Below are 12,517 nucleotides of genomic sequence, written 5' to 3'. Positions count from 1 at the left end.
ATTGCACCGGGGAATCCCGAGATTCCGGGTTCTATGCTGCGCATAGCCCCGGAATGACAGCCCCTGCCACCGGTGCCTTTAACTATACTTCTTCAGCCTGCCGTCCCCGAACACGTAAACCGCGCCCTGCTCGATCGGCAGGTCGGCGGCGCTGGCGGGCGTCTCGATGCCGAGCGCCACCATCAGCGCCCGCGCGGTGCCGCCATGGGCTACGGCGACCGTGTCGTGACTGACGGAATCATACCAGTCGCGCATGCGCTGCTGCACGTCGGCATAGGTCTCGCCGCCTTCCGGCGCCATCGTCCATTTCGCGGTCAGCCGCTTGGCATACAGGACAGGGTCAGCCGCCTGCATCTCGGCCAGCGTCGAGCCCTCCCAGACGCCGTAACCGATCTCGCGCAGCCGATCGTCGAGGCCATAGGCTGCCACCGGCAGTTTCAGCGCGCCGCGCACCAATTCCATCGTGGCCCGTGCCCGCTGCAGCGGGCTTGCGACGAACGGCAGCGTAGCCTTGTCGCGGCCATCGCGCTTGAGCAGATCGGCGAGGACATCGCCCGCATGCGCGGCCTGCCGGCGGCCTAGATCGTTCAGCGCAATATCCTGCGTGCCTTGCAGCCTGCCCTGCGCATTCCATGACGTCTCGCCATGGCGGATGTAGTAGATCACGGGCGCAGACATCGACGGTCAGACTATTCCCAACTTCATCGGCGTTGGAGGTACACCAGCACTTCCACGCGGTCGAGCCAAAATCCGCCGCCCGGTTAACGCTGTTTCCGATTGCTTCCATGGCTGGAATAGATGCTCCGATTGGGTGTTATGATACGTAAGGCGTTCGCGCCCTCATAACTCTTGCAACCTTTGCCACAGGGTGCCGATGAGCGCGTTTCGTCAAAGTGTCGAAGCCATGATACCGGCGCTGCGCCGCTATGCACGGGCGCTCGCGCGCGACGCCGACATCGCCGACGATCTGGTTCAAGACACGCTGGTGCGCGCGCTGCGTTCGGAAAAGCTGTTTCTCGGCGGCGACGTCAGGAGCTGGCTCTATACGATCCTGACCAATCTGAACAAGAACCGGCGGCGGTCGCTGGCGCGGCGGCCGCAGTTCATGCCGCTGCTCGACAACAATCCCGACGCCAGCGGCACCGAGGCCGAAGGCCGCGATATCGCCCGCGCGCTGGCGACACTGGTGGAAGAACAGCGTTCGGTGCTGCTGCTCGTGATGCTGGAAGGGCTGAGCTACCGCGAAGTCGCCGACATCCAGGGCGTTCCGATCGGAACCGTAATGTCCAGGCTTGCCCGCGCACGCGCGCACGTCAAGGCTTCGCTCGAGGGCGAACGCACGGCGCTGCGGCGGGTGAAATGAAGATGCGAATGACGAGCGCGATGCACCGACAGACTTGGAACAGACAGATCTGGAATGGACAGAGACGACGACAATGACCGATCCCCACATTCCCGTCACCGAAGACGAGTTGCACGCTTACGTCGACAATGAGCTGCCGGCGGAACGCCGCGGCGATGTCGAGGCGTGGCTTGCCTCGCATCCCGACGACGACGCGCGGGTGCAGTCGTGGCGCGCGATGGCCGAAGCGCTGCATGCCAGATACGACTCGGTGCTCGACGAGGCCGTGCCGAAGCGGCTCGAAATCGAGCGGCTGGTGCGGCAGCCGCGCAAATGGGTATATGGCGCGGTCGCGGCTACGCTGGCGGCATTCATCATGGGCGGCGGCCTCGGTTGGATGGCGCGCGGCGCAACGGCAGGACCCTCCCCGTTCCAAAACCTCACGGTGCACGCGATCGAAGCGCACCGGCTATACGTGGTGGAAGTGCGCCATCCTGTCGAGGTGCCGGGTAGTGAACGCAATCACTTGCAACAATGGCTGACCAAGCGCTGCGGCTGGGTCGTGCGCGCGCCGGAATTGGCAGATGCCGGGTTGAAGCTGGTCGGCGGGCGGCTGTTGCCGGGCTCCGGAGGGCCGGCATCCTTCATGATGTATGAGAGCGCCTCCGGCGAACGCTTCACGATCTACACCGCAAAATCGGACGCCGAGGCGACGCAGATGCGATTCGCGAAGGAAGGCAACGAGAGCACGCTGTTCTGGGCTGATAACGGCGTCGTTTATGCCGTGGTGTCCACCAGCGCGGACCGGGGTCGGCTGACCCAGATCGCCCAGGCGGTCTACGACCAGATGGACAAAAAGGGCTGAAATCCGGAGCCGGGTGATACGTCGATAAACGTTGGATCAGCGCGACCGGATCAAGTGTTGCCGGATTGCGCCCAACCATCCGGACTTCCGGCCAGAACGTGGCGGCCAGGCAACGCCAGCCCTTCTTGTCCCAATTCTGACATCGAAAATCTGGAATCAAAACACTGGTCCGTCTCATTAAAGCACCGGGTGATCACGCGAAAATGAGCAGCGCTCGATCCGCCGATCGGCGCAAGCGGCCTCGATCGGGGTTTGGTACCGCGCTGGTCCCCCTTTCGAGGCCGCCCCTTTTCCAGAAAACCTTTTGTTTCCAGGAAGAAGACCGATTCATTTCGGGAAGAGTTTCTAGCGGCCGTAGAGCGTTAGACAGGCCTTTTCGCGCCGCGAATCACGACCGAATCATCGAGGTTCAGCCGAAATCGCTGCGCGGGTTATATGGGTGGCCGCTGCGCCACTTTTCCATCAATGCCTCAAGCTCGGCGTCGTTCCCATCGGGGAGAATAATTCGGGTAATGACGAACAAGTCGCCGATCCCGCCAGCCTTGGGCAAGCCTTTGCCCTTGAGCCGAAAGGTGCGGCCGCTCGAGGTGTTTTTCGGGATCGACAGTTCCACCGCGCTGCCGAGCGTCGGCACCCGGACCTTGCCGCCCAGCACCGCCTCATACAGCGAAATCGGCAGATCGAGCCGCAGGTCGCTGCCGTCGATCTTGAAGAAGGGATGCGGCGCGATGCTGACCGTGATCAGAAGATCGCCCGGCCGGTGGCCCGGCGCGCTTTCGCCCTGCCCCTTCAGCCGGATCTGCTGGCCGCCGACCACGCCCGCCGGAATCTTGACGTTGAGCTCCTTGCCGTTCGGCAGCCGGACCCGCTTCTCGCCGCCCTTGACTGCCTCCTCCAGCGATACCGTCATGGCGACGTTCAGGTCGAGATCGAGGCCGATCCCGCCGGTGTCGAACTCAAAGGTCCGGCCTCCGCCCGGACGTCCGCCCCGGGCTGCGCCGCCGAACATGCTGTTGAGGATTTCCTCAAAGCCCGCACCGCCCGCGCCGCCGGTGCGGAAGCCGTACGACTCGAATCCGCCCGGTCCACCCGCGCGACCGCGCGGGTCGCCGCCGGGGAAACCCTGGAAGCGCGGCTTGCCCTCCGCGTCGATCTCGCCGCGGTCGAATTGTTTGCGCTTATCCTCGTCGCCGATGATCTCGTTGGCGGAATTGATCTCGGAAAAACGTTCCGCGGCTTTCGGATCGTTGTTGTTGCTGTCGGGATGATGCTTCTTGGCGAGCTTGCGATAGGCACTCTTGATTGCCGCAGCGCTGGCGCCCCGCGGCACCCCCAAGACCTCATAGGGGTCGCGCATCCGTCAGTTCTCCTTCACGGGAATTCGATTGTTGAGCTTAGGGCAATTTGCCCGCTTTGGCTTCATCTGGGGAGCCAGTTGCATTTTTGCAACTACCTCGACGCCTTTCTTAAAACCTTTTTGAGTCTTTATCCGCGGGTCCAGGGCTTGATCGTCTGGATTTCCCAGCGGCCATGACCCGCCTTGCACGCTGCGCCCTGCAGCCAGCTCTCCGCGCGGCCGTTGACGTAGCTCGCCAGGAAATCCCGGCAGGTGCGCCCGTCTTCCGCCGAATAGGCCCGGGACAGCGGCGTCACCGAACCGCGCGCGCCGGTCTCCGGATTTTCCCATGGCTGGCTCGAATCCTTGTCGCCCTTGGTCAGCACATCGGAGGCCGCGGTGCGCGCAAAGGCCAGATCGCTCTCGGTCGGCACCGGCGCGGTGGCGGCCTGCCTGGCCAGCGAACCGGTGACGTCGGCGGGCTGCATCTTGGCGTAGGCATCCGGACGCGCCAGGCTGCAACCGCCCGAGCTGAGACCTATCAAAATCAACGTCATCGCCGCGCCGCCCGGCGCGATCGCCGATAGGCCAACGCGTCCCCATACCCTATATAGGGCGAGCCCGAAACCGGGCTGCAGCGCGTTCTGTGACGCGAGGGTACGCAAACGAGGCTCCTGAGATGACGGACACGATCTCCATCAAACACCCGGCACCGTTAACATCGGGTGATTTTACTGCGGCCGAGGAACCGTTTGCGCTGTTCGCCGAGTGGTTTGCGGAAGCCGTGAAGTCCGAACCGAACGATCCGAACGCGATGGCGCTGGCCACCGTCGACCCGGACGGCCTCCCGGACGTCCGGATGGTGCTGATGAAGGGCTATGAAGCGGATGGTTTCGTGTTCTATAGCCACGTCGCCAGCCAGAAAGGCCGCGAACTTGCCGCAAATCCTAAGGCGGCTTTACTATTTCACTGGAAGTCGCTGCGCCGTCAGGTCCGAATTCGTGGCAACGTGTCGCCGGTGACATCAGAGGAAGCCGACGCCTATTTCGCCACGCGGCCGAAGCAGGCGCAGATCGGCGCCTGGGCCAGCAAACAGTCACAGCCGCTGGAGAGCCGGTTTGCCTTCGAACAGGCGATCGCGCTGGTCGCCGCCAGGCACGTGATCGGCGACGTGCCGCGCCCGGAAGGCTGGAGCGGCTGGCGTATCGCGCCGCAGCGTTTCGAATTCTGGCACGACCGCCCGTTCCGCCTGCACGACCGCATCGAATTTCGCCGCGATGTGCCGGCTCAGGCGTGGAGCAAGGTGCGGCTCTATCCCTGATTGGATCGTCATGGCCGGGCTTGACCCGGCCATCCACGACTTCCTTTCCGCACAACGAACCAAGACGTGGATGCCCGGGACGAGCCCGGCCATGACGAAAACCGAGAGACCTGTATGCCTGCTTCATCCAATGCGCCGCGGCGCACGCTGCTCCTGACCGGCGCCAGCCGTGGCATCGGCCACGCCACTGCGATCCGGTTTTCCTCCGCCGGCTGGCGCGTCATCACCTGTTCGCGGCATGCCTTTCCGGAAGTCTGCCCGTGGGGCGCGGGACCTGAGGATCACATCGAGGTCGACCTCGGCAACCACGACGACACCGTGCGCGCGATTTCGGAGATCCGCAAACGGCTGGAAAACGACGAACTGCATGCGCTGGTCAACAACGCCGCGATCTCGCCGAAGGCGCCGGACGGCGGCCGGCTCGGCACAATGGACACCGACATCGAAACCTGGAGTCATGTCTTCCACGTCAACTTTTTCGCGCCGGTCATGATCGCGCGCGGCCTGATCGAGGAACTGAAACAGGCCAAGGGCGCGGTGGTGAACGTCACCTCGATCGCAGGCTCGCGCGTCCACCCCTTCGCGGGCGCGGCCTACGCGACCTCGAAGGCCGCGCTTGCGTCGCTCACCCGGGAAATGGCATCCGACTTCGGCCGCGTCGGCGTTCGCGTCAATTCGATCGCACCGGGCGAGATCGACACTTCGATCCTCTCTCCCGGCACCGAGAAGATCGTCGAGCAGCAGATTCCGATGCACCGGCTCGGCACGCCGGACGAGGTGGCGAAGATCATCTACGTGCTGTGCACGGAAACCAGTTCGTACGTGAACGGCGCCGAGATTCACATCAACGGCGGCCAGCACGTTTAGTCGGCAAGCGGCGCGATCGCCACCATCAAACCCTCATGGTGAGGCGGCGCGCCACCGCCGTCTCGAACCATGCACCGCGTGGCCCATCCTCCGAGACGCGCAAGAGCGCGCTTCCGGGGATGAGGTCTGTGATGGTGAAGGCACGTTCACTCGGCGTAAAATTTCCGTTGCTTCGCGCGCAGAATTGACGCCGCATCGAGATTGAACGTGCTCGAACACTCGTCCTCGTTCTCGCCGTCCGCCAGCGCGGCACCGCAGTGCCGGCACAGCCGCGCCGAGAACGCCTGCGCCGCGCCTGCGCCGCGAACCTGCTGATAGCTTGCAAGATCGATGACGTTGCGTGGCGACATTATGAGTTTCTCAACCATGGGTTCCTCGCGGCCTGAGAACAATCTATCGCAGAGAAGTTTCGACCATTCGTTCAGCGCACCGCTCAAATTTTAGCGGTGAAGTTGAGTCGATCTTGTCGCGTCGAAACCGCAACGGCGCAGCTGTCTTACAGCCACTTCTTCCACTTGAAGAGGAAATAAGGCAGCACGGCTGCCAGCAGCATCATGCCGAGCGCCATCGGATAACCGTGCGCCCATTCGAGCTCCGGCATCATCTTGAAATTCATGCCGTAGATCGATGCGATCAGTGTCGGCGGCATCAGGACAACGGCCATCACCGAGAACAGCTTGATGATGTTGTTCTGCTCGAGATTGACGACGCCGAGCATCGCATCCAGCGTGAAGGTGATCTTGTTGGAGAGATAGGAGGCGTGGTCGGTCAGAGAGCCCACGTCGCGCTGCATGGTCTTGAGCTGCTCGCGCATGTCCTTGGACCATTTGACGCCTTCCACCACCGCCGACAGGAAGGTGACGACGCGACCGATCGAGACCAGACTTTCGCGGATCTTCGACACCAGGTCGCCCTTCCGCCCGATCGAGATCAGGATCTGGGAATAGCGCTTGGCTTGGCCATGGCGCGCGCTTTCCGGTTCGAAGATGTCGTGGGAGACCTGATCGACCTCGGCGCCGGCGCGCTCCAGGATGTCGGCGCAGCGATCGATCACCGCGTCCAGCAGTTCCATCAGCACCATTTCGCCCGATATCCCGGGCATGCACGAGCGCGCCAGCTTGTGCTCGACAAGGGCAAACGGCTTTGGCTCGTCGTAGCGCACCGTGACCAGGCGGTGGCCGGCCAGGATGAAGGTGACGGGCGTGGTCTTGGGCATGTCGGTGTCGGATTGGCACATCAGCGTCGCCGTCATGTAGCGGGCGCTGTTCTCGATATAGAGCCGGCTGGAAATCTCGATTTCCTGCATGTCCTCCCGGGTCGGCACCGCGATGCCGGCCAGCCGCTCCACCGCGCGATCCTCATCCAGCGTCGGGTTCAGCAGGTCTATCCAGACTGCGTTGTCCGGAAGCCCCGCCGGATCCGTGGCTGGAAGCTTCTTGAGGGCAGATTCGGAAGGAACAAAAACCGAAAACATGGGCAACTCCGGAACTAAAGGCGACGACCGGTCTCGGCGGGCCCATTCGGGCGCCAAAAGGTTGCCGCCCCGCTTGAAAACGTCGGTAGCACCAGCGGCACTAAACCCGATTCTGGCAAGCGCTTCATGACCGGCCCGCTACTGCGCCATCCACATTTGTGGCTGCGGAGCGGCTGCCAAACGGCTGCATTTCGGCCTTGGCGTATTGCCCGCCCATGAATCAACCCTAAGTCGCAAAATTTGCGGCATAAAAGCCACAGCTACACTTCCGCAGCGCGAAACAGGCGTGCAAATGCTGGCATGATCGGCGGTTTTTGCGGATACTGCGCTTAATGGAATCGTCGCGTTTATGACGCAACATTGTTGCGTGAACGCCAGATTTTCGATTGGAAGTGTGCCATGTCGTCGCTGAAAGTCATCCTGGGGCTGCTCGCCGCCGGTTTTGCGTTGTCCGGTTGCATGCCGGCAACGACCTATCAGGCCGCCCCTGAAGCCAACCTCAAGCCGAACGACAAGGCCCAGCTCGCCAAGGCGCGCTACGCCGCCGTGAAGCCCGCCGAGCCGTTCCGCCGCGCCATCGTCGATTACCACCGCAAGGAACAGCCCGGCACCATCGTCGTCGATTCCGACAACCACTACCTCTATCTGGTGCAGGACGGCGGCAAGGCGATCCGTTACGGCGTCACCGTCGGCGAGGAAGCCCTGGCGTTTTCCGGCATCGCCAAGGTCGGAAACATGGCCGAGTGGCCGAAATGGACGCCCACCGCCGATATTCACAAGCGTATCGAAGGCCTGCCGGCCTCGGTGCCCGGCGGCGTCGACAACCCGCTCGGCGCCCGTGCGCTCTATTTGTACCAGGGCAACAAGGACACCCTGTTTCGCATCCACGGCACCAACCAGCCGGAATATATCGGCGCCTCGATCTCGTCGGGCTGCATCCGCATGACCAACGAGGACGTCATAGACCTCTACGGCCGCGTCAAGCAGGGCACCGTAGTCGTGGTGCTCGAACCCAAGCAGGGCGACTCGCCGTACAATTCCAAGATGGCGCTGCAGGGCGGCGGACAAAGCGGCCCGACGCCGCAGTAACCGCCGCCGGTTACGCTACGGAATAAGATCAGCGCCGGTTTTGCCGGCGCTTTTTCTTTTCGGGTTTTTCCTCTTTCGGCGGCTCGGCCTCTTCCGTCGTCTCGAGGTTCGCTTTCCCGGCCTCCGGTTCGGCATCCGGCTTCGCGTTCTGCCCGGCATCGTCCGGCTTGGCGGCGATTTCGCGCGGCGGCGCTTCGTCGGGCCGTTCCGCCGGCAGGAACGGCGGTTTCTGCGGCATCGCGTCCCAGACGTCCCACTGGCAGATCCGGTAGTTGCTGCGCCGTTCCGTCAGGTCGAGATGGATGTGGTCCTCGTGGTAGCCATCCGAACCCGGGCCCAGCACCGTCGAGAACCGGGTGCAGGCCGAACGCAGCACGCTCTCGCGAATGCCGCGCGGCACGGTGCGGTCGGTCAGCGAGACAAGGCTGCCGTCGGCGAACTTGATGGCGCGAACGTCCAGCGCATTGGCGCGGCCGTGTTCCGACAGTTTGGCCCCGACGATGCGGTTGCGGCCGCGGCACTCGAACGAGTCGAAATTGTCGAGATCGGAGACGGTGCTGCCGAGCCGCTCGGCCAGCGGCGCGATATCGCCGCGGATCCACTCGGCCAGCGCGGACGCCATCTTGCAGCGCAGGATGGCCGCCGGCTTCACCGAAACCCGCCGCTTGTCCGGCAGCACGATCGCCTCCAGGCGCACCAGATCCTCGCCGCCACAGCCGCCCTCGCCCTTGATGTCGGGGATACTGGGTGCAATCGCGATGGCCTCAGTCAGCGCCAGCCGACAGGCCGATGGTTCGGGCGGCGCGGGCGCGGCCTTCTCGGGCTTGCCGTTCGCCTGCTCCTCCTTGTCCGGCTCATCGCGCTCGGCGGACGGGGCCTCGGCCGGGCGCGGTTTTGGCAGCGGCACCGTCGCATGCCGAGCCGTGCCCCGCTCGCGCGGCGACCCGACCTTCAGCAAATCGTCCCAGGGGGCCCGGGACGCCTTCTCCGCCATCGCCAGGTCGCCTGGCATGCCAAGCAGCAGCGCCATCGCGACAGCGGTAACCATTGCCGCTTCGGTGCGGCGAAACGCACTATAAGCCCATTTTCGGCTTGCGTTCTGCGCGCTAGAGTTCATGTCAATTCCATAAACCCAACGCCCGATCCGCCCGTACCATCGGCGGGTTGCGCGATAACGAAACAAGCTATCGGAGGGAAGTGCGTATGCTCGGATTGATGCAAGACTGGCCTTTGCTGTGCCACCGGATTATCGAACACGCGGCGAAGTATCACGGCACGCAAGAGGTCGTCACGCGCTCCGTTGAAGGCCCCATTCATCGCACCAATTACGCCGAAATTCATGCACGCGCGCTGAAAGTATCGCAACGGCTGGATCGCGAAGGCATCAAGCTCGGCGACCGCGTCGCCACAATTGCCTGGAACACCTGGCGCCACCTCGAAGCCTGGTACGGCATCATGGGGATCGGCGCGATCTGCCACACGGTGAACCCGCGGCTGTTCCCCGACCAGATCGCCTGGATCATCAATCATGCGCAGGACCGCATCGTGATGACCGACATCACCTTCCTGCCGATCCTGGAAAAGATCGCCGCCAGCCTGCCCAGCGTCGAGCGCTACATCGTGCTGACCGACAAGGCCCACATGCCGCAGACCACGCTGAAGAACGCGGTCGCCTATGAGGACTGGATCGCGGAGGCCGACGGCAAATTCAAGTGGAAGGACTTCGACGAAAACACCGCGGCCGCGATGTGCTACACATCGGGCACGACAGGCGATCCAAAGGGCGTATTGTATTCGCACCGCTCCAACGTGCTGCACGGCCTGATGGCCAACAATGTCGACGCGCTCGGTACCAGCGCGTCCGAGACAATGCTGCCGGTGGTGCCATTGTTCCATGCCAACAGCTGGGGCATCGCCTTCTCCGCGCCCTCGATGGGCACCAAGCTCGTGATGCCCGGCGCCAAGCTCGACGGCGCCTCGGTCTATGAACTGCTCGACACCGAGAAGGTCACGCATACGGCCGGCGTGCCGACCGTGTGGCTGATGCTGCTCAACCACATGTCAGCAGGCAATCTGAAGCTGCCGCACCTGAAAAGCGTGGTGTGCGGCGGCTCGGCAATGCCGCGCTCGATGATCAAGTCGTTCGTCGACATGGGCATTCGCGTGCGCCACGCCTGGGGCATGACCGAGATGAGCCCGATCGGTACCGTCGCGGCGCTGAAGCCGCCGTTCGCCGAACTCACCGGCGAGGAACGGCTCGACATCCTGCAGACCCAGGGCTATCCGCCGTTCGGCGTGGAGATGAAGATCACCGACGATTCCGGCAAGGAGCTGCCGTGGGACGGCAAGACTTTTGGCCGCCTCAAGGTCGCCGGCCCGGCGGTCGCGAAAGCCTATTTCAAGGTCGACAGCAACATCCTCGACGATGAAGGCTTCTTCGACACCGGCGACGTCGCGACCATCGATGCCCACGGCTACATGCGGATCACCGACCGCTCCAAGGACGTCATCAAGTCGGGCGGCGAGTGGATTTCGTCGATCGACCTGGAAAACCTCGCCGTCGGCCACCCCGCGGTCGCCGAAGCCGCCGTGATCGGCGTCTATCATCCGAAATGGGACGAGCGGCCGCTGCTGATCATCCAGCTCAAGCAGGACCAGAAGGCGAGCCGCGAGGACATCCTGAAATTCATGGACGGCAAGATCGCCAAATGGTGGATGCCCGACGACGTCGCCTTCGTCGACGGCATCCCCCACACCGCGACCGGCAAGATCCTGAAAACGGCCCTGCGCGAGCAGTTCAAGAGCTACCGCTTCCCGAACGCCGCCGCCTGAGCCCAGGCCCGCACCCGATCAAAAAAGGCCGCCTTCCGGGCGAGGGAGGCGGCCTTTTTCACGTCCAAAAACAAAATATCGAAAACAACCCCATGCAAAGTAGAAATCGGATCGCCGTCACGACCCCGGATGGATCGCATCAAGCCTACCGCCGGCCACCCGGCTGGCTTTCCTTCCACTTCAGGAACTGCTGATAGAGCGCCGTGTCGTCCTCGGCCCGGATGTCCTGGCCGCCGGTTTCGCGGGCCTGCGCGCCCATGAACTGCTCGAAACGCTGGCGGGTGTCGGAGGCGACGGTGGCGTTGCGGTCGAGCCATTCCTGCGCGGCCGGAAAGCGCGTCCATCCCTTCAGCGGCGCGCTCAGTACCACTTCCTTCCATTTCGGATGGAACGGCGGCTGCTGCAGCGATTTCAGGCGGTCGAAGAATATCTTCACGAAATGCTCGACCTTGCCGTAGCGCTCGCTCTTCGGCGACCAGTTGTAGGCGGCGAGGATCGCAGGCACCGAGACGGTGTCGATACGGCCGCCGGGCGGGATCAGCGAGGGATAGTCTTCCGCCCGGAGCTCGGACGGCAGGTAGTCGCCCTGCAGCGGCCCGCTGAAGGGGATCGGCACCAGGTGCAGATTGTCCCCCTTCACCATGCTGACGGCCTTGGAAGGGCTTCCCTGCACCGCTACCACCGCATCCAGCTCGCCGCTCTTGAGCTTCTCATAGGCGACGCGCTGCTCGATGAAGGCGTAGGACGGCTTGATGCCCAGCCGCTCGAAGATCGTGATCGCGGTAACGAACGTTCCGCCGTTCGGCAGGTCGACCGCGACGCGCTTGCCGTTCAGGTCGGCAAGGCTCTTGATCGACGTCTTCGCGACGACGTGCATCTCCTCGTTGTAGAGCTTGGTGATATAGGCGAACTGGCCGCGGATGTTGCCGGTGTAGCCCTTCCGTTCCAGGTAATCGAGCGTGTCGGCCCGCATGATGCCGAGATCGACGCCCTTGAGGAAAAGAATATCGGCGATGCTCTGCACCGAGCCGCGGCCGACGATCGGCAGCACGCGGATCTGGTCGCCTTCGTCGAGCACCGAGGCGAGGTCGGCCCCGAACTGCACGTAGGTGCCGCCGATCGTGCCCGTCATGACGGTGATGGTGTTGGCGTTGAGCTTATCGCGCGTGGTCTTGTTGCCGGTGGAATAGCTGAAGATGGCCTTCAGCCCGTCGCTCACCGTGGCCGGATCGATCTCGCCCCTGGTGCTCTTCGGGGTGCCTTGCGAGTTGCCCTGCGGGTTACCCTGGGCAAAAGCCGGCGTCGCGCACAACAGCACCAACGCGCAGCGGAACGCCATACGGGTGGCGAATCGCATCGTCATGGAAATACTCCGTACTTAAAAAAATTTG

13 protein-coding genes are annotated in these 12,517 nt (G+C 63.4%); 6 read left to right on the top strand and 7 right to left on the bottom strand.

Features of this window, described 5'->3' with window-relative positions; genetic code table 11:
- Window positions 1-78: 78 nt before the first annotated feature.
- Entirely contained in the window at window positions 79-678 is a 600-nt protein-coding gene (locus QUH67_RS09480) for a histidine phosphatase family protein (protein WP_300946411.1), read from the bottom strand.
- 196 nt (window positions 679-874) lie between these two features.
- Here QUH67_RS09480 and QUH67_RS09475 point away from each other — a divergent pair, with 196 nt between their 5' ends.
- Entirely contained in the window at window positions 875-1,363 is a 489-nt protein-coding gene (locus tag QUH67_RS09475) for an RNA polymerase sigma factor (protein ID WP_300946410.1), read from the top strand.
- Window positions 1,364-1,436: 73 nt separating this feature from the next.
- Complete coding sequence (locus tag QUH67_RS09470; RefSeq protein ID WP_300946409.1) at window positions 1,437-2,207, top strand: anti-sigma factor family protein; 771 nt, start codon at window positions 1,437-1,439, stop codon at window positions 2,205-2,207.
- A gap of 409 nt (window positions 2,208-2,616) precedes the next feature.
- On the opposite strand, the gene QUH67_RS09465 is transcribed toward QUH67_RS09470, so the two are convergent.
- Together QUH67_RS09465 and QUH67_RS09460 are read right to left on the bottom strand one after the other, a co-directional pair.
- Window positions 2,617-3,564, bottom strand: a complete 948-nt coding sequence (locus tag QUH67_RS09465) for a J domain-containing protein (protein ID WP_300946408.1) — start codon at window positions 3,562-3,564, stop codon at window positions 2,617-2,619.
- 128 nt (window positions 3,565-3,692) lie between these two features.
- The gene (locus QUH67_RS09460; protein ID WP_300946407.1) at window positions 3,693-4,208 is read right to left on the bottom strand and encodes an RT0821/Lpp0805 family surface protein; all 516 of its coding nucleotides are present in this window, start codon (window positions 4,206-4,208) and stop codon (window positions 3,693-3,695) included.
- A 14-nt stretch (window positions 4,209-4,222) separates the two neighbouring features.
- On the opposite strand from QUH67_RS09460, the gene pdxH reads away from it, so the two are divergent.
- Window positions 4,223-4,864 carry a pyridoxamine 5'-phosphate oxidase gene (pdxH, locus tag QUH67_RS09455; protein ID WP_300946406.1) on the top strand — a complete coding sequence of 214 codons (642 nt, stop codon included), beginning with the start codon at window positions 4,223-4,225 and terminating at the stop codon, window positions 4,862-4,864.
- Between the two features lie 114 nt (window positions 4,865-4,978).
- Complete coding sequence (locus tag QUH67_RS09450) at window positions 4,979-5,731, top strand: SDR family NAD(P)-dependent oxidoreductase (RefSeq protein ID WP_300946405.1); 753 nt, start codon at window positions 4,979-4,981, stop codon at window positions 5,729-5,731.
- Window positions 5,732-5,877: 146 nt separating this feature from the next.
- On the opposite strand, the gene QUH67_RS09445 is transcribed toward QUH67_RS09450, so the two are convergent.
- Together QUH67_RS09445 and QUH67_RS09440 are read right to left on the bottom strand one after the other, a co-directional pair.
- Window positions 5,878-6,099: a hypothetical protein gene (locus QUH67_RS09445; protein WP_300946404.1), complete on the bottom strand. Its 222-nt coding sequence runs from the start codon at window positions 6,097-6,099 to the stop codon at window positions 5,878-5,880.
- A 128-nt stretch (window positions 6,100-6,227) separates the two neighbouring features.
- Window positions 6,228-7,205 (bottom strand): magnesium transporter CorA family protein, encoded by a 978-nt coding sequence (locus QUH67_RS09440; protein WP_300946403.1) that lies wholly within the window; start codon window positions 7,203-7,205, stop codon window positions 6,228-6,230.
- A gap of 399 nt (window positions 7,206-7,604) precedes the next feature.
- Between QUH67_RS09440 and QUH67_RS09435 the strand changes: the two genes are divergently transcribed.
- Window positions 7,605-8,294 (top strand): L,D-transpeptidase, encoded by a 690-nt coding sequence (locus QUH67_RS09435; RefSeq protein WP_300946402.1) that lies wholly within the window; start codon window positions 7,605-7,607, stop codon window positions 8,292-8,294.
- A gap of 28 nt (window positions 8,295-8,322) precedes the next feature.
- Here QUH67_RS09435 and QUH67_RS09430 read toward each other — a convergent pair whose 3' ends face one another.
- Window positions 8,323-9,411 carry an extensin family protein gene (locus QUH67_RS09430; RefSeq protein WP_300946401.1) on the bottom strand — a complete coding sequence of 363 codons (1,089 nt, stop codon included), beginning with the start codon at window positions 9,409-9,411 and terminating at the stop codon, window positions 8,323-8,325.
- An 86-nt stretch (window positions 9,412-9,497) separates the two neighbouring features.
- On the opposite strand from QUH67_RS09430, the gene QUH67_RS09425 reads away from it, so the two are divergent.
- Window positions 9,498-11,126, top strand: coding sequence for a fatty-acid--CoA ligase (locus QUH67_RS09425; protein ID WP_300946400.1), 1,629 nt, complete (start codon window positions 9,498-9,500; stop codon window positions 11,124-11,126).
- Window positions 11,127-11,271: 145 nt separating this feature from the next.
- Here QUH67_RS09425 and QUH67_RS09420 read toward each other — a convergent pair whose 3' ends face one another.
- Complete coding sequence (locus QUH67_RS09420) at window positions 11,272-12,483, bottom strand: TAXI family TRAP transporter solute-binding subunit (protein WP_407080451.1); 1,212 nt, start codon at window positions 12,481-12,483, stop codon at window positions 11,272-11,274.
- Window positions 12,484-12,517: the final 34 nt, after the last annotated feature.

Source organism: Bradyrhizobium roseum (assembly GCF_030413175.1).
In the GTDB taxonomy this organism is placed as follows: domain Bacteria; phylum Pseudomonadota; class Alphaproteobacteria; order Rhizobiales; family Xanthobacteraceae; genus Bradyrhizobium; species Bradyrhizobium roseum.
This window is presented reverse-complemented; position numbering and strand designations above follow the sequence as displayed.